Origin of the sequence: Sporosarcina gallistercoris, from assembly GCF_050459885.1 — a bacterium.
In the GTDB taxonomy this organism is placed as follows: domain Bacteria; phylum Bacillota; class Bacilli; order Bacillales_A; family Planococcaceae; genus Sporosarcina; species Sporosarcina gallistercoris_A.
This window is the reverse complement of record NZ_JBCMNO010000002.1, coordinates 66,539-82,922: the sequence shown is the minus strand read 5'-3', so window position 1 is coordinate 82,922 and position 16,384 is coordinate 66,539. Positions and strand designations below refer to the sequence as shown.

Genomic DNA, 16,384 nt, shown 5'->3' with positions numbered 1-16,384 from the left:
ACTCCTTATCATTGCAACCCCCACCCATTTAGACAACTTCGTTCTTTTAAGATTATAGTTACAGCATTTGTTTCTAATCTTTTCTATAAATACTGCAGCATCGTTGCGCTAATCATTTTTTCTGAGGAAAAATTCTTCTGAACCCGCTGGTTAGCATCCTCCGCCATTTTCAATCTTAATAAAGGATTGTTTTTCATCACGTGTATGTAATTACAAAAACTTTCAACCGAGTAGTCAGATACGAGAAATCCCATTTTGTCACTATTTATTGCTTCTTTAATGCCGCCTGCATTCACTGAAATGATTGGAGTTCCAACAGCCATCGCTTCAAGAATAACCATTGGGAATACTTCACGATGAGAAGTCAAAAGAAGCACATGCATATCTCTAATGAACTTCTCTGAATCCTTTATGTCTCCCATCATATGCACTTGCTTTGTCAGCCCCGAATTTTCAATCATTTGATGGATTTTTGTATATTCCGGCCCCTGCCCGCCTATATAAAATTGTATATGCTGATCATTGTTGAGCTTCTTTGCAATTTCCAGAAACAATTCATGATTTTTTTCTGATGAAAGTCTTGCGAGAATTCCAACCTTAAAGGTGTCTGTTTGTTTTTTGGGATGATACATAAACTTTTGTAAGTCTACTCCGTTATAGATTGTTGTGATTTTGCCTGGCTGAACACCCAGTTGCAACAGGTTCAATCGTTCATCGTCACTGACTGTTATAACTCTAGTCAGATGACGATTTACTAACGAAACAAAGATGTTGCGAACGTGTTTTTCCATCATCGTAATATTATGTTTTGTATAAATAATCGATAGCTTTTTAGGGAGTATTTTTTTTAGTACTACGGCATACAAGACCATTCTCAAGCTGTTTGCATGAATTACATCAATCTTGGATTCTACGACCCTTCTCTTAATTGTTATTAAGTTCGCAAGATGATTACGACGCGATAAGTGACTAAAATGTGCTTTATTGTTGATTTGCTCGTACAGCTCTCCTGGTCCTGCTGCTGTGTAAAAAACAAGCTCTGGATGCTTTAACTGATTCTCCAATTTACAAAAGTAATTTTCAGCTCCACCTGTTGTGAGTTTATCCGTCATTAATAACACATTCATTTCCAGTATCCTCCTAGAGAGTCAGTTGAGCGTTCGATATCTGAGGGGTATTTTTTCTCTGCACGTTCTCTTCCCGTTGAAGAGTTATCGAGAGAATAGCGAGGTAAAGAATAAATACTTCATGAATAATTAGAGAAAGGGACATAATTTGCAATAGAAATGCTATGAAGATTAACAGTAAATACGTATGATGCTTCATTAAGCGTCTTTTCAATAGCTGAACAAATACTAGGAGTAGAAATATGAAATACATAACAAATCCTAGCAAACCGGATTCCGTTAAAATTTGTAACAACGTATTATGTGTATACAGATTTTCGCCATAATGAACGTTGTTGTATTCGATAAAGTTATCTGCTCCAATTCCCATAACAGGATGCGCTAAAAAGTATTCCCACGCCCGTCCCCATAGTTCAAAGCGGCCGCTTCCTCCATCATTCGAAAAGTCCTCAATTCTTCCTACAAGGAGCGCGCCTACATCAATTTTCATAATGAATATTGCAAAGTACGCAGCTGGTATGAAAATCACGCCTATCGTTGTCATCGTTCTCCATCTTTCAGAAGAATTGCTGATTACAATGTAGATCATAATTATGAGAAGCATTGCCAAAATACCGCCTCTTGAAAAAGTTAAGACCGTTGTAAGTATGCATAATGTAAATCCGATTTTGTTCCTGACAGTGGTCATATTCGTTAGGAAGTATGCAAAAAATATAGAGTTATAGAACACAAACAAATTGGGATCTTGCAGCAGACCGACTAACCTTGGATAATCCCTGTCAAAGAGAACGCCATAACTAACCGACATTTCCTCCGTCATTTGTAACCCTGTTTTTTTGATGCCAGCTATATACAGCAGCAGGCTGACAGAATTAAAAAGCAAACCGGATTTAGCAATCGCCTCTTGGATTGCTAAATTAGAGTACTTTTTCAAGACAAATTTCAATGTAAAATAAAAGCCGATCAGTAAAGCAATACCCGCCATCATACGAATGCTGGCAAAAGGATAGGCTGAAAAAGCGCCGGTGAAAACGTAAAACAAATAAAATAAAATTAACATTATTTCGTATGAGTACATCTTTTGAAACGAAAATGAAGAGAGATGAAAGAGTAAGAAAATACTTAAAAAGATCATATAAGGCTTTAAATAAAAACCAATATATACGTTATAATTACTTAACATGAAGGTGAAAAGTAATAAAAACAGACCGGTTTGCCGCTCTTTCTGAGTGACAGATTTAAGAAAGTCCATCCCCTATCCCCCGCTCTGTCGTCTCTTCTTCCGCTCTTTTGTCTTTATATACGAACCCCTTTAGTTTATGCAGTAACTCCCTATCAGCTACCAGGATCACTGTTAATGACAGTAAATGAAGACTTGCAGCGAGCACAGGAGATTCGGAGAGGAAATAATTTATGATTACAAATAAAACAATAAAAAATGATAAATAAGGAATTAACATGTTCACCGCCAACGCTTTCTTAGCTGGATTTAAGAACCAATACCCTGCTAAGGAAACCAGCTCGATCCCCACTGCGGCACATGCTGCACCTTCTATACCATACTGACGACTAAATCCAATATAGAAAGCCATTCCAAATAGAAGTGCTGCTGCCTGAATCGCTGTTCTCCGATAATGCAGAGCTTTCGTGGTCAGCCCATCAGCTAGCGCCACATTAATACTTTGCAGTACGAGCATCAAAGACAAAATTTGCAACGCGTTAGAAGCGGATAACCACTCGTTTCCAAACAACGTACTAATTAAGGGTTCGGGTATATAAAAAAAGGATACTGTCATCGCCATCCCTGTTAATGCCATCATTTTTAGTTGAAGTAGGTTTAGCTGCAAGTGCTCCGCCTCACCTTTGCTGTTATAGCTCTTAAACAGTGCCGGGTAGAATGCACCTGCTAGTACGCCTGGAATTTGGTACAGTGCAGAAGGTATACGATAGGCAACAGCAAAAAAACCAACCTGTTTTAGTGTTAATGTCCTTTCCAACACAATGGGTCCGAGCTGTGGTAGTAGAACGACCAGCAAACCGCTAATAATGAAGGACGTCACATTCTTTAACAATCCTCTATGGAATGCATGCTTAAAGTGGATTGTGGTCCTCTTTGCTACCAAGTGAATCCCTACGATTCCTGCGAGTAAATACGAAAAACCATACAACAAGCAAATTAAGAACGGATGCAACGACAACATCATTCCACTTAAAACAGAAACTACAAGCAGCACGGCTGAACAAATACGAATCAGCCCTAAATATTGCATTTCTTCTATTAGTTGAAAGTAAGTAATACTAATACTCTGAAGCGCCAACCCTGTCACCATAGGCAACATTAAATAATACATAATTTTCATTAGTTCTGGCTGATTCTGATAGAGCAACTGGATTAGGAAATACCCCGCTAGAAGTGTAATCCCCAATAACACAAGCCTGACTTTAACAAAGGAAGAGAGTAGAGCAGTTAGACTCACTTCTTTTTTAGAACCTTCACGGAGTACCGCAACACTTATTCCGGCATCCGTACAGTACCCCATAATCAAGGCATAAGCTAACGCAATACTAAACATTCCATAGCTTTGAGAATCCAAATACTTTGCCAAAATCACAAGTGTTACAGCGTTAAGTCCACTAGAAAAGATTGTGCTATAAAACAAATAAACTGCATTTTTACCAACAGAGTTCTTTTTACCATGTTTCACCAATGCTCACCCACACATCTTCAACTTGTTTGATATATTGCTCCTAATAGCTGGGTGTTAGCTCTTTCCAGAATTTTTTTCACTTGCAAAGCATCCCTTTCTTTTGTCTGGTCTTCCTGAATCACCAGAATCACACCACTGCAAACTGTAGAAACTATTTGAGAATCAGCAGCTATCAAAAATGCTGGAGAATCCAGTAGGATGACATCGTAGATACGATGCCATGCGACTAGCAGCTGTTCAATTTTATTTAAGCTATCTAGGTAAAGCGGTACTGAGCCGGCAGGAAGAAAATGCAAGTTATCGATGAATACTTTAGAAATTTCACCTTGTTCTCCACTTAATATATTGCTTAATCCTTTGTTGTTTGGAACGTCAAACATATGATGAATGATAGGTCCTCTGAAATTCATATCTACTAGCAGTACTCTTTTTCCTGCTTCAGCAAACGAACTGGCCAACTTTAAAGTAATCATCGATTGTCTTGGATTACCTTCTGGAGAAGTTACCATTAATATCGACTTCTTGTTCTTCAGTACATGTTGTGTATTCATTTTGATCATCCTGATTTGCTCTGTGCTTATCCATCTTCTGGGAGACTTCAGTTGCTTTATCCACTTGTTTTTTCTTTTCCTTAACAACGAATGACCTCCTTTCATAGTTAGGGCCATTATTGAGGTATGCTCCTCTGCCATTCGTTCGAAGTTCTAATTTCACACTAAAATTTCCTAAAAGCGGTACGCCGAGCAACTCTTCTACAATTCCTTCTCTTTTAAAGGAACTATCCAACTGCTCACGGATGACTGCTAGTCCAATACCCGCTAAAATCCCTATGATCAAGGCAATCGCTAGGGCAGCTAGTTCATTATTGGTTTTAATGACATCATCGTTTTTCCCTAGCAGTTTCACCTGATCAAATTGAAGGAGACCATTCATTTTATCGATGGCTATAACTGCTGTAGTATTGGCGATACTTCTGGCTAATTCCTCGTCTTGGTCTTTTACAGTGATGATAATAAGCTGAGAGTCTTTGTTGTTTTTAATCACTAATTTCCCATCAAATGTTTGCCCTTTTAACCCTAGTTCTTCTTTCACTGCATTTAATACAATGGGACTTTTAATGAAATCTACAGAAGACGCCAACATTCGTGGAATCTTTTGAGTTTCTTCATAGGAATTTTCTTGGTTTTTATTTTGCAAATTACCAACAAGGATATATTCACTTGCTTCATATACCGGTTTGAATATATAGAACGTAGCTAGTACGGTAATGGCAACCAAGACCGCCGCTGTCACACTGATCAGAAGAATTCTTTTTTTAATTAAAAGAAAGAAATCTTTTAGAGTCATCTCTCTTTGCATAAGAGCGTCACCTTCCATCAGCTTTGGATAAGCATTTCTTGCTCACAGTATCTAATCGTCATCTTCAGCCCCTCAGCAAATGAATACACTGGTTCCCAATCAAGTACAGTCTTTGCTTTTGTGTTGGCTAAGCAACTGTACTTAATATCACCTGTCCGCTCCTCATGAAAAACAGGCAATAAGTTCGTTCGGGTGATCTCATTCAATTCATTTATTATGTTCATCACTGAGGTTTGGTTTTGAGTACTAATGTTAATAATTTCATTATCTCCATTTGTTAACGCGGCAACATTTGCTTTGGCTACATCTTTTACAAAAATAAAATCTCTCGTCTGATTCCCATCCCCCAGAATAGATAGCGGTTGGTTGTTCAAAAACTTATCAATAAAAATTGACACTACTCCTGCCTCTCCATTCGAGTCTTGTCTCATACCGTATACATTGGCATAACGTAAAATGGTGTAAGTTATCCCGTGTAGGCTGGAAAACATTCTTATATATGCTTCAGCATGCTTTTTAGATAATCCATAGAAAGAAATGGGTTGCAGTTGATGATTCTCATCAAGCGGCAAATACCCAGGATTTCCGTATAATGCAGCAGTTGAAGCAAAAATTATTTTCTTCACTTGATATTTCACACATGCCTCAAGTACATTAATCGTGCCGATAATATTTTCTTCACTATCGTTTAATGGCGCCTGTAAAGAACTAGCTACAGAGACTTGAGCAGCTAAATGAATGACACAATCCGGCTGGAAATCAGCATAAAACCTCTCTATTTCTTTCCTTCGAATATCTCCCTTATAAAAAACTACTGATTTAGGAACTTGTCTCATTTTCCCTGTTGAAAGGTTATCTACCACTGCAACCTCATGATTGTGTGCAATTAACTCCTCAGTAACATGCGATCCGATAAATCCTGCCCCACCTGTCACCAGTACCTTCATCGCCTTCGCCTCTTCCCCAATAAATAAAAATAGAAAATAGTAAACGTTTAACCGAAAGTAAGTTGTGCTTACTTGTGTTCCATTATTATTCCATCCGACATTTGCTAATTTCTAACTCGTTAAGTTCAACATCATAGGAGAGTACCCACGTATACTTATGAACAACACGAAACATATAAAACTGCTTGTTCTATATGAAAAATACATTTTATTCAAGAAATTATGAAGGAAGGAATTTCATAGATACTGTCGAATCCATATTATGCTTCTCCTCCCTCGTTTATGTTTTGTTTTTGTAAGTATGTTTTCATAGGGAAACGCAAAAATTCCGCAAAAAAAAGCACTGCTAAAAGCAGCGCTTAAAATATCCCGTACAATTAAAATTAAGCCAACAACGGTACACGAACCGTCACTTTAAACAAATCTCCGTCCACGTCTATTGTCATCCTGCCATCGTGCATATCCACAATCGATTGTGCGATTGCAAGACCGAGACCTGACCCATCGGTGTGACGCGATGCATCTCCACGCTTGAACCGTTCATACAACTCATCCACATTTTCATTCAACTCATAAGCCGTAATGTTTTTGATGACGAACTCGGCCATCCCGCCGACTTCACGCAGCGTAACAAAAACCCGGGTCCCCGGAAGCGAATACTTCAGTGAATTGCCAATCAGGTTGTCAAGCATCCGCCACCACCGTTGTCCGTCAAGCACGGCAGGCATCGGTTCTTCAGGTACAGAAACCCTGAAATCGAGGGGGATTTCAGCCATTTGTTCCATGTGCTCTCCGATCGCCTGTTGGACGAGCTGCGTGAGATCGACTCGCTGTTTGTATAATTCCATCGTGCCACTGGACATTTTAGATACTTCGAACAAATCTTCGATCAGCGTCTTCAAACGCTGGGATTTCCTGTCCAGCACTCCCACGTATTCCGCCCGCTCTTCATCTGACAAATCAGGGTTTTTCAATAAATCCGTATACGTGATGATCGATGTAAGAGGGGTTCGTAAATCATGACTGACATTGGTGATCAACTCCGTCTTCAATCGTTCACTTTTCGCCTGACTTGTCAATGAACGCTCCACGCCTTCACGTAAATTGTTGAGATTGACAGCGTGTTTAGCTAGAGGAGAACGACCCATCACTTTAATATCGCTGTTCAGTCTGCCCGCTGCCATATCCTCTGTCGCTTTGAAGATTCTATTTAAGTACCCCATGCGACGCATGTAGAGGAACAGGATCGGCATGCCTAAAAATAGTACGCAAAGTGCATAAATCAGAAGGAGCATAGGTTCCATCAGCCCGAATATGAATCCAGCTCCTGCAAGGAAGAAGCCGATAAGCAGTATGAAGGTCTGGATTGCAATTGAGCGGTTCAGGAAGACCTCTTTTGCACTAGCCACGAGCTGCATGGCATAACTGTTCCGTAAGTCGTTTTCAAATTTGCTCAGTTGCTGATAGCGGGTGATGGCATTTCCGATTTGGAATGCAAGGAAAGCAATGACGATTGCCCCCATAGCAAACATGAATACCGCATTCGTAATGCTAAACGAATAACCTCCGATTGCCATGTTATTCAGTCTTCCGGATACTGATCCTGAGAAATTCACAAGACTTAACAATAGGATGAGAAAAACGCCGGCCTTCAAATCGATTCGAAGCGAATCATAGCGTTTCGTGAATGGAAGATCGACAAACCAAGTCCATTTGAACTTCCAAATCGTGAAGAGCGATATAATCGCTGCAATTGCTGCCAATCCCGATACAATGAGCATGATTTTTATCGATTGGTATGTCTTCGCTTCTTCGTAAAGCACTCCACCCTTTTGGAATGCAGACTTAGGGACTGCTACCATGCCTGAGTACAATACAGCGGGCTGGGTGATTGCTTGTAAATCATCACTTGAAAGCGTCACACCTTCCCCTTGCTGTAACGCGCTATCCATATAGTCATTCGTTTCTTCATAATAGTCATTATCGTTAAAGGAGGCATCGATGCCAGCAATTTTCAAATAACCGTTTTGCGTGTTGAATTTATGCTCGTATCCGACAGGACCGTTCATATCCCAATTTTTATGGGCGTCGCCACCGTTAACGGGTTTGAGATCATATGCTAAAGGAATCTCCATCATAGCGTTGGTATTTTTATAATTATGAACAAGTCTTCTAAGTTGTCGGTTCTTTTCATTCAAAATTTTCGTTTCCACATAACTGTCATCCTCAAAATTCTTCCGGATATCTTCGATTCTCCCGTCACGTTCGTCCACGAGTGCCTGTTTGACTGTCGTCTTCGCTTCAGTTTCACGAATGCGATCTTCGTATTGCATCTGGATGTTTTCAATTTGTTCTGCCAAGCTTCCGTAATACATCCTGTATGTTTCTATTTCAGCAGGTGAGACAGTCAGTTTTTTCTCAGCTTCTTCCACGTCAATCGGGTTCAGGACTGTCCGTCCGAGTTCGTCATAAATTTCCGTCAAATGATTTTGAAATTGTTGGGATTGAGGATAGCTTTTAACTATTATCTCAGGCCCTTTGCTCGTTACTGTCACAAGTCCGCTCAATGCAACCGCCACTAGCAATGCCCATATTATTATCGGTGTGTAACGCTTCATCACACAGTGCCCCCTTTTATGATTTGGATGAAGTACGTTACCGTCCGGGTCGTTCTCGATATTCCGTCACTTGCAAGGTCGGTAATGTGCGGGAAACAGTAAACGATAGTCCCGAGTCCTATGACAATGGAAATAATTGACCATAGCATTGCACCATTATTTTTCGATTTTGTAGCCAACGCCCCACACCACCTTTATATATCTTGGATTTTTTGGATCGGTTTCTATTTTTTCGCGGATTTTACGAATGTGAACCGCCACAATGTTTTCTGCATTGTAAGCCTCTTCGTTCCATACACGCTCATAGATCTCATTGATGGAAAACACGCGTCCCGGATGTTTCATAAGTAATTCTGTAATTTTAAATTCAGTTGGCGTCAATTTGACCGGTGACTCGTCAAGCGTGACCGTTTTGGCTTCTTCATCCAGCACCAGTCCATCAATTTCAAGCATTTTACCGCCGTCATACGTACCGAGCTGAACGTAGCGTCGCAACTGTGATTTCACACGCGCCATCAATTCCATCGGCTGGAACGGTTTCGATACATAATCATCCGCCCCGACGGAAAGTCCATGGATTTTATCCGACTCTTCGACTTTCGCACTGAGCATGATGATAGGAACATTTTGCGCTTCCCGAATCTTGAATGTCGCGGTGATGCCATCCATATTAGGCATCATGATGTCGAGAATCAGTAAATGAACTTCTTCTCGTTCAAGTAAATCCAGCGCTTCCCGTCCATCCGCTGCTTTTAACACACGATATCCTTCATTTTTCAAATAAATCTCTATCCCATCACGGATTTCTTTGTCGTCATCCGCAACCAAAATTGTCATCGCCGCCATAACCGCACCTCTTTCTTGCTCGATAATTTTATTGTAACAGGGACTTCTTAACATTTGAGAAGGGAAAATATGAAGAAATTCTTAAGAACCTTTCGGGGATGATTCTTTTGAGGTTGCACATACTTTTCAATGGAGGTGAATTCAATGACAAATGAGGAAAAAAGGAAGCAGAAAGCGAAGCAGCTAGGCCGTGAAGAATTCGGTTACGGAATGGATTTGAGTCCTGATGATTTTGACGTGGTCGGACAGAATGATGCAGCGAAGAAAAAGAAAAAAGCAGCAGGACAAGGTACGGAACAGAAGAAACCCAAACGCTGATTAGTAGTATGCCCCCGTTTTGTACGTATGAACGTGGCTTACTCTCGTGGTTACTCTAGATCCTGTTCCGCGTAGGTATCCAGGTCAATTTGAACATACCATTCAATTATTTAGGTAGCAATAAGTACTCAATATTTTGTGGAATAGTGTTGGCGGACCGAGCTTCATCCCGAGAATCCACCTTGTCAGCCGAAGCAATCGATGAATTACTGTAAATGCCCGAGCAAAAAAGCAAACCTTTTCGAGAGGGTTTGCTTTTTTAGAATATTCATTTTTGGTATTTAGGGAGAAGAGCAATAAGTTAAGCTAGCATCTTCCGGCAAGCATCCGCACATTTCTTACATGCTTCCGCACAGCGTCGACAATGATCATGGTCGTGTTTGCCGCATTCTTCTGCACACTGGTCACAGATGTAAGCACACAACTGACATATTTCTTTCGCGAATGGGCTGTTGCGTGTCATTGCTTGAACTGCATATGCACAAATATCTGCGCATTCCCTGTCCAGTCGTATGCACTCCGCCATCATTTTTACATCATCTTCTTTTAAGCACGCGTCAAAGCAATTGTTACACGCCTCCACACACTCCATGCATGCTTTTAAGCATTCTTCATATTGTTGAGGGGTCATTCGAATTCCTCCTTCAATGAGTGGGACAGCCAGTGATGATGTGAAAACCATCGAGTTAGTGTTTCCAACGGCTGTCGATAGATATTTCTACTTAGCCTGTTCCCTCGCTTCGTTTGATGAAACTTACTTTTTCATATTCAGAAACTTCATTGCAAATTATTCGATACCTACTCACGATACGAAAAAGCGGCTTGGAGAACATTCTCCAAACCACTTTTTCAATAGTTTTCAATTAATTTTTGTTGTTGCTCTTACTACTCGCTTCTCCGCCTTTACGGCCCGCTTCGGACTTACTCATCTTGTCGGAGTCGAAATTATTGTTGTTAGCCCGTGCTTCTCCGCCCTTTTGACCAATTTCCTCATAGAATTCCTTATCGTGCGTTTTAGCGGTTTTCTCCCCGCCCATTTTCCCTGCTTCTTCGTGGGACATTTTATTATTTTTATTCGTATTGTCGTTATTGTTAGTAGCCATGTGGGACTCCTCCTAATAATAGTATTTCCATTGTCTATTTGTCATATCCAAAGTTTCTACCGAATTAGTTAAGATTCAATCAGCTATCACGTTTTATGAGTTTTCATTGTTTCTTTGCTCAGCGCGCTTCTCCGCCTTTACGCCCTGCTTCTGATTTGCTCATTTTGTTTGTGCCGGAATTGTTCTGATTGGCACGAGCTTCTCCACCCTTTTTACCGATTTCCTGGTAGAAGTTGTCGTCGTGATTTTTAGACGTTTGTTCGCCGCCCATTCGGCCAGCTTCTTCACGAGACATCTTGCCATTGTTATCAGTTGCCATGTGTAATTCCTCCTAAATAATAGATTATTTGGTGCACATTGGTTATATGCCCGGATAATCCACTTTAAAACATGCGAATTTTAATTTCTAAGATTTTTATGGTTTTTTCCGATGTTCAGCGCGTGCGGTTCCGCCTTTTTGTCCAATTTCCTCATAAAACTCTTTGCCGTGATTTTGCGAGGTCGCTTCTCCGCCTCTTTTACCGATTTCTTGATAAAATTCTTTATTGTGATTCTTCGCAGTCGCTTTACCTCCCATGCGTCCCGCTTCTTCTCTTGTCATCTTTTCTTTGTCATTGTGGTTTTTCATTTTCAGCCCTCCTGGTGAAATAATTCTGTTCATCTGGTATTCAATCTATTCCCAGTTCTATTCAGAACAAACGTGATTGAATAAGTAAAACCGCACTGTGCCGTTCTAATAGTGCGGTTCTCATTTATTATTTTTTAATAACACGAGGAGCAAACGACGCCTGTATGAATCTGTTGTTTTGTTAGAAATGAACTGGTTCGAAGTACCGTCATGACGGAACTATTCGTCGCTTCTGAATTTGTTTGAAGACCCCGTGTATTTTACCCGATGAATTCTTACACTGTACTCTTGTAAGTATCCCGGAAATACCTTCGCTAACAATCTCTTTTGCTCACTGTACGAACTCCTTATTAAATGCTAAACTGAGAAGCGTTCAAATTACGTGGTTCGAAATCCTCCCACGAAAAAAAACTAAGGAGATTATAAGAAATGAAAACCAGAACACTCGCAATAAATGGCATCATCGGTGCACTTTACGTCGCTGTCATGATTGTCATCGCTCCATTCGGCTTCACCAATATCCAGTTTCGTCTAGCCGAAATCTTTAATCACTTGGTCGTCTTCAACAAAAAATACTTTGCAGGCATCGTAATCGGTGTATTTGTGTCGAACTTACTACTATCGGAAGTTGGCCCCATTGATCTTCTATTTGGTGTCAGCCATACGATTATCTCATTAAGCATCACCCTTTTCCTTGTAAAGAAAATCTCAAGCCCTGTGAAACGGATGATGGTCAATACAGCCGTATTCACGACAACGATGTGCATCATCTCTTGGCAGTTGTATCTAGTACTGGGCTTCCCGTTCTGGGCTACGTGGGGATTCCTTGCCATCAGTGAGTTCATCGTCATGGCGATTGGCATTCCACTGATGCATACATTGAACAAACGGCTATCACTCGCAAAATTGATTTGACGGAGGGCGTAGTATGTATCTGACAATTGAACAGACTGCTGTCAAACTCGGAATGCCTGTTGATCAGGTACGTCAATATGTAGCGGACAAGCGTATTCGCTCCGTCCACGATGGCACCCTGTTTCTGATAAACGAGGAGCAATTCGGTCTCTACTTCGAACAATTAGAGCAACTCAAGCAACAAATCGACGAATGGCGCAGCGAGCCGATTCCACCCGATCGTGATATTAAAGACGAAGATTGAAAAATGCGAGGTGATCAGCATTCCTGATCACCTCGCATTTTTCGATATGATGATATGATGGGTCGGTGAGGAGCAGACTTTTCTATTTAAGAGGATTCTTCTTATTAAGTATTGGTTTGGGTGGGAGTAAGGCCTTATCCATTGCATGCAGAGGGTAAAGGTGAATGCGAGCCGAGGAGGTTAGATGATCGATCATTTTAGTAATTTACGAGCGCTTTCCACGGTTTATGAGCACTTTTCCAAGGTTATACGTATTGCAATTATTTGATGACAAAAAGGAACTTTATTTAAGTGATGGCATGCTTTCTGGTTTACTATCATCAAATACTGTAAATAATAGAAACAACTCATATGCTTAGAAAACCGCCCGGGAGAGTTGGCGATACGGTTGCACTTCTTCAAAATCAATAGTATAGTGGTAAACTGCTTGTATAACTTTCATTACTAAGGGGGAACTATGAGAAAAATATCAAATGTTTTTTATATAACTATTGGTTTGATCGTGTTGGCGGTCGGTTACGGTGTCATTGATCCAGTACGTTTTGAAGCAGGAACTGGAATCGTCAAAAACTTCGTATCCACTGCATTCGGTTGGTACTACATGTTATTAATGACACTGTTATTCGGCATCAGTATCTACTTGATTTTCAGCCCGTATGGGAAAATCCGGCTGGGAAAAGACACGGATCGACCGCAATTTTCCACAATTACCTGGATTGCTATGCTGTTTTCTGCTGGTATGGGAATCGGACTAGTCTTTTATGGTGCTGCTGAACCACTTTCACATTTCGCCATTAACCCCGCAACTGCAGAAGCCGGAACGAATGCGGCTTTCAAAGAATCCATGCGTCAAACTTTTCTTCACTACGGATTACATGTCTGGGCACTATATGGAATCGTTGCGCTTTGCTTAGCGTATTTCCAATTCCGTAAAGGGGAACCAGGATTAATTTCAGCAACACTGAAGCCGATATTTGGCGATAAAATGAAAGGGACATGGGGGACTATCATCGATGTCCTCGCAGTCTTTGCAACGTCATTCGGCGTGGCCACATCTCTCGGCTTTGGCGCTGTTCAAATTAATGCCGGCCTGAATTATCTGTTCGGGTTTGAAATCGGCATACGGTCCCAATTCATTATCATTTCAGTCGTTACCGTTTTGTTCATCATGTCTGCGTGGTCAGGTCTAAGCAAAGGAATTCGATATTTGTCGAACACCAATCTTGTATTGGCACTCGCATTACTTGGTTTCATGCTCATATTAGGACCTACTTTACTCATTATGAACATATTCACTGATTCAATCGGAGGTTATATCTCCCACTTCGTCGACTTGAGTTTGAGTACTTCACCGTTAAATGCAGGAAATCGGGAATGGCTCGATACGTGGACGATTTTCTACTGGGCTTGGTGGATCTCATGGGCACCATTTGTCAGTATGTTCATTGCTCGGGTTTCAAAAGGGCGCACAATTCGTGAATTCATGATTGGCGTTTTACTGGCTCCAAGTATTCTTAGTTTCGTATGGTTCTCCGCATTCGGGACAACTGCGATCGATATGCAGAAATCCGGAGTGTCAGATCTTGCATCTATTGACACCTCACTAGTGGTATTCCAAATGTTCAGCGAGCTTCCGTGGGCAACGATTACTTCCGCATTCGCGATATTACTCATCGCTTCATTCTTCATCACTTCTGCCGATTCCGCGACCTTTGTACTTGGGATGCAGTCTACTTATGGGTCGTTAACCCCGCCTAATAGCGTGAAAATGGTCTGGGGAATCATCCAATCTGGAATTGCGATTATTTTACTCTCTGTCGGCGGGCTAACCGCCTTGCAGAATACGATAATTATCGCAGCTCTGCCATTTTCTTTCATCATCTTGTTCATGGTCTATGCGCTATTCAAAGACCTGAAAAAGGAAGTTAAAACGAACAAGAAAGCGAAACACAAATAAACAAACACCCGAGTCCTAATGAGGATTCGGGTGTTTGTTTATAGATTACGCGTTGATTGGTACAGCTTTTTCAATCGCCTGCGCTAGATCAGCGATAATGTCATCTGCCGATTCAAGTCCAACTGAAAGACGAATGAGTTCCTCAGTGACTCCTGAACTTTTCAAGTCTTCACCTGAAAGCTGCTGGTGTGTCGTGGAAGCTGGATGGATAATCAAGGACTTTGCATCCCCGACATTCGCTACGTGTGACCAGACCGCCACATTGTCGATAACCCGGCGCCCCGCATCACGTCCGCCTTTGATTCCGAAAATGATAATGGAACCTGCCCCGTTTTTCAAATACTTCGCTGCAAGATCCGCTGTTGGATGGGCGTTGAGACCGGTGTAGGTTACCCATTCAACAGAAGGATGGTCTTTTAAGAAGTTTGCAACCTTTTGTGCATTTTCACCATGACGCTGGATTCGCAAATGAAGCGTCTCCAAGCCTTGCAGGAAATTAAAGGCACTATCCGGGTCGAGGCATGGTCCGAAATCGCGAAGTCCTTGTACACGGAGTTTTGTCGCAAATGCAGCGCCTGCCGTGTCGATTCCATAGCGTAAACCGTGATAGGATTCGTCTGGCTCTGTAAACGCAGGGAACCTGCCTTGCGTCCAGTCGAACTTACCTGCATCTACTGCTACTCCGCCAATTGTAGTTCCATGACCGCCGATCCATTTTGTCGCAGAGTGGATGACGACATCAGCGCCGAATTCAATCGGATTGCATCCGTATGGGGACGCAAATGTATTGTCGATTAAAAGGGGAAGACCGTTTTCGTGGGCGATGGAAGCCACTCTTTCGATATCCAGCACTTGCAAGCTTGGATTGCCGATTGTTTCAGCAAACACCCCTTTTGTTTTCTCCGTAATGGCGCTGCGGAAGTTTTCCGGGTCAGTTGAGTCGACGAATTTCACAGTGATTCCGTACTTTGGCAACGTGGTGGCGAAGAGATTGTACGTACCGCCATAGAGGTTAGCTGCTGCAATGATTTCATCACCGGCTTCGGCAATATTCAAAATCGAAAATGCGATAGCCGCCATACCAGATGAGAGTGCAACCGCCGCAGCGCCTCCTTCTAGTAACGCGATACGTTCTTCAAATACAGCGACTGTCGGATTCGTGATGCGGGTATAGATGTTGCCCGCTTCTTGAAGTGCAAACAGGTTTTTAGCATGATCCGTATCACGAAATACAAATGAAGTCGTTCTGTGAATAGGAACTGCTCGTGATCCAGTAGTTGGATCGGGTTCTTGACCACCGTGCAGCAAAAGTGTTTCGGGTTGAAAATTCGTCATGTACATAACCTCCGGAAATTAGATTGATGGAACTGCGCACACCGGACGGGTGATGGGGAAACTAAAAAAATCCCCTTCTACCTATAGAAGAGGATCTGCCATTGCTGGCACTTCCCCTTATCTTTCAGATCCAAAACAGATCTGTAGGAAGTAGCACCTTTGCAAGCTGGTAAGCTTGCCGGTTGCCGGGCATCGCAGGGCCTAGTCCCTCCGCCGCTCTTGATAAGAGTTTGTGACTTATTCAGTTTTCCATCTTGGAACTGAGTATACGTGGTAAAA

At 41.6% G+C, this 16,384-nt stretch carries 16 protein-coding genes, 1 pseudogene and 2 riboswitches; of the genes and pseudogenes, 4 read left to right on the top strand and 13 right to left on the bottom strand.

Annotated elements, in window-relative coordinates:
* Positions 1-83: 83 nt before the first annotated feature.
* From ABE021_RS00925 to ABE021_RS00885, 9 genes are all read right to left on the bottom strand, one after another.
* Positions 84-1,127, bottom strand: a complete 1,044-nt coding sequence (locus ABE021_RS00925; protein WP_430286282.1) for a glycosyltransferase family 4 protein — start codon at positions 1,125-1,127, stop codon at positions 84-86.
* Between the two features lie 13 nt (positions 1,128-1,140).
* Complete coding sequence (locus ABE021_RS00920; protein WP_430286281.1) at positions 1,141-2,379, bottom strand: O-antigen ligase family protein; 1,239 nt, start codon at positions 2,377-2,379, stop codon at positions 1,141-1,143.
* Positions 2,366-3,832 (bottom strand): oligosaccharide flippase family protein, encoded by a 1,467-nt coding sequence (locus ABE021_RS00915; RefSeq protein ID WP_430286280.1) that lies wholly within the window; start codon positions 3,830-3,832, stop codon positions 2,366-2,368. The genes ABE021_RS00920 and ABE021_RS00915 overlap by 14 nt, the downstream gene beginning before the upstream one ends.
* A 20-nt stretch (positions 3,833-3,852) precedes the next feature.
* Positions 3,853-4,344 (bottom strand): CpsD/CapB family tyrosine-protein kinase, encoded by a 492-nt coding sequence (locus ABE021_RS00910; protein WP_430286279.1) that lies wholly within the window; start codon positions 4,342-4,344, stop codon positions 3,853-3,855.
* A complete protein-coding gene (locus tag ABE021_RS00905) occupies positions 4,322-5,194 on the bottom strand; it encodes a YveK family protein (RefSeq protein ID WP_430286278.1) in 873 nt (290 codons plus the stop codon). The genes ABE021_RS00910 and ABE021_RS00905 overlap by 23 nt, the downstream gene beginning before the upstream one ends.
* 17 nt (positions 5,195-5,211) lie before the next feature.
* The gene (locus ABE021_RS00900; RefSeq protein WP_430286277.1) at positions 5,212-6,141 is read right to left on the bottom strand and encodes an NAD-dependent epimerase/dehydratase family protein; all 930 of its coding nucleotides are present in this window, start codon (positions 6,139-6,141) and stop codon (positions 5,212-5,214) included.
* Positions 6,142-6,524: 383 nt separating this feature from the next.
* Positions 6,525-8,759: a sensor histidine kinase gene (locus ABE021_RS00895; protein ID WP_430286276.1), complete on the bottom strand. Its 2,235-nt coding sequence runs from the start codon at positions 8,757-8,759 to the stop codon at positions 6,525-6,527.
* Complete coding sequence (locus tag ABE021_RS00890) at positions 8,759-8,938, bottom strand: hypothetical protein (RefSeq protein ID WP_430286275.1); 180 nt, start codon at positions 8,936-8,938, stop codon at positions 8,759-8,761. Before ABE021_RS00890 ends, ABE021_RS00895 begins: the two co-directional genes overlap by 1 nt.
* Positions 8,916-9,605 carry a response regulator transcription factor gene (locus tag ABE021_RS00885; protein ID WP_430286274.1) on the bottom strand — a complete coding sequence of 230 codons (690 nt, stop codon included), beginning with the start codon at positions 9,603-9,605 and terminating at the stop codon, positions 8,916-8,918. The genes ABE021_RS00890 and ABE021_RS00885 overlap by 23 nt, the downstream gene beginning before the upstream one ends.
* A 144-nt stretch (positions 9,606-9,749) precedes the next feature.
* Here ABE021_RS00885 and ABE021_RS00880 point away from each other — a divergent pair, with 144 nt between their 5' ends.
* Positions 9,750-9,923, top strand: coding sequence for a hypothetical protein (locus ABE021_RS00880; protein WP_430286273.1), 174 nt, complete (start codon positions 9,750-9,752; stop codon positions 9,921-9,923).
* A 301-nt stretch (positions 9,924-10,224) separates the two neighbouring features.
* Here ABE021_RS00880 and ABE021_RS00875 read toward each other — a convergent pair whose 3' ends face one another.
* The 3 genes and pseudogenes from ABE021_RS00875 to ABE021_RS00865 all read right to left on the bottom strand — a co-directional run bounded on the left by ABE021_RS00875 (position 10,225) and on the right by ABE021_RS00865 (position 11,654).
* On the bottom strand, positions 10,225-10,554 hold the full coding sequence (locus tag ABE021_RS00875; RefSeq protein WP_430286272.1) for a four-helix bundle copper-binding protein: 330 nt from the start codon (positions 10,552-10,554) through the stop codon (positions 10,225-10,227).
* A 232-nt stretch (positions 10,555-10,786) separates the two neighbouring features.
* A complete protein-coding gene (locus tag ABE021_RS00870) occupies positions 10,787-11,026 on the bottom strand; it encodes a KGG domain-containing protein (RefSeq protein ID WP_430286271.1) in 240 nt (79 codons plus the stop codon).
* A 118-nt stretch (positions 11,027-11,144) separates the two neighbouring features.
* A pseudogene (locus ABE021_RS00865) lies at positions 11,145-11,654 on the bottom strand (general stress protein).
* 376 nt (positions 11,655-12,030) lie between these two features.
* Positions 12,031-12,075, top strand: a riboswitch (PreQ1 riboswitch).
* Positions 12,076-12,083: 8 nt separating this feature from the next.
* Between ABE021_RS00865 and ABE021_RS00860 the strand changes: the two are divergent.
* The 3 genes from ABE021_RS00860 (at position 12,084) to ABE021_RS00850 (ending at position 14,770) form a co-directional block, all read left to right on the top strand.
* Positions 12,084-12,569, top strand: a complete 486-nt coding sequence (locus ABE021_RS00860; RefSeq protein ID WP_430286270.1) for a QueT transporter family protein — start codon at positions 12,084-12,086, stop codon at positions 12,567-12,569.
* 13 nt (positions 12,570-12,582) lie between these two features.
* Positions 12,583-12,813, top strand: coding sequence for an excisionase family DNA-binding protein (locus ABE021_RS00855; protein ID WP_430286269.1), 231 nt, complete (start codon positions 12,583-12,585; stop codon positions 12,811-12,813).
* 457 nt (positions 12,814-13,270) lie between these two features.
* Positions 13,271-14,770, top strand: a complete 1,500-nt coding sequence (locus ABE021_RS00850) for a BCCT family transporter (protein WP_430286268.1) — start codon at positions 13,271-13,273, stop codon at positions 14,768-14,770.
* Between the two features lie 45 nt (positions 14,771-14,815).
* On the opposite strand, the gene ABE021_RS00845 is transcribed toward ABE021_RS00850, so the two are convergent.
* Positions 14,816-16,105, bottom strand: a complete 1,290-nt coding sequence (locus ABE021_RS00845) for an O-acetylhomoserine aminocarboxypropyltransferase/cysteine synthase family protein (RefSeq protein WP_430286267.1) — start codon at positions 16,103-16,105, stop codon at positions 14,816-14,818.
* Between the two features lie 114 nt (positions 16,106-16,219).
* Positions 16,220-16,334, bottom strand: a riboswitch (SAM riboswitch).
* Positions 16,335-16,384 lie beyond the last annotated feature (50 nt).

Bases quoted from the DNA above. Each gene is read 5' to 3' on its own strand.
- ABE021_RS00850 (WP_430286268.1), top strand. From the start codon at position 13,271: ATGAGAAAAATATCAAATGTTTTTTATATAACTATTGGTTTGATCGTG.
- ABE021_RS00920 (WP_430286281.1), bottom strand. From the start codon at position 2,379: ATGGACTTTCTTAAATCTGTCACTCAGAAAGAGCGGCAAACCGGTCTG.
- ABE021_RS00895 (WP_430286276.1), bottom strand. From the start codon at position 8,759: ATGAAGCGTTACACACCGATAATAATATGGGCATTGCTAGTGGCGGTT.
- ABE021_RS00885 (WP_430286274.1), bottom strand. From the start codon at position 9,605: ATGGCGGCGATGACAATTTTGGTTGCGGATGACGACAAAGAAATCCGT.
- ABE021_RS00845 (WP_430286267.1), bottom strand. From the start codon at position 16,105: ATGACGAATTTTCAACCCGAAACACTTTTGCTGCACGGTGGTCAAGAA.
- ABE021_RS00925 (WP_430286282.1), bottom strand. From the start codon at position 1,127: ATGAATGTGTTATTAATGACGGATAAACTCACAACAGGTGGAGCTGAA.
- ABE021_RS00870 (WP_430286271.1), bottom strand. From the start codon at position 11,026: ATGGCTACTAACAATAACGACAATACGAATAAAAATAATAAAATGTCC.
- ABE021_RS00900 (WP_430286277.1), bottom strand. From the start codon at position 6,141: ATGAAGGTACTGGTGACAGGTGGGGCAGGATTTATCGGATCGCATGTT.
- ABE021_RS00855 (WP_430286269.1), top strand. From the start codon at position 12,583: ATGTATCTGACAATTGAACAGACTGCTGTCAAACTCGGAATGCCTGTT.
- ABE021_RS00875 (WP_430286272.1), bottom strand. From the start codon at position 10,554: ATGACCCCTCAACAATATGAAGAATGCTTAAAAGCATGCATGGAGTGT.
- ABE021_RS00880 (WP_430286273.1), top strand. From the start codon at position 9,750: ATGACAAATGAGGAAAAAAGGAAGCAGAAAGCGAAGCAGCTAGGCCGT.
- ABE021_RS00860 (WP_430286270.1), top strand. From the start codon at position 12,084: ATGAAAACCAGAACACTCGCAATAAATGGCATCATCGGTGCACTTTAC.
- ABE021_RS00910 (WP_430286279.1), bottom strand. From the start codon at position 4,344: ATGGTAACTTCTCCAGAAGGTAATCCAAGACAATCGATGATTACTTTA.
- ABE021_RS00905 (WP_430286278.1), bottom strand. From the start codon at position 5,194: ATGCAAAGAGAGATGACTCTAAAAGATTTCTTTCTTTTAATTAAAAAA.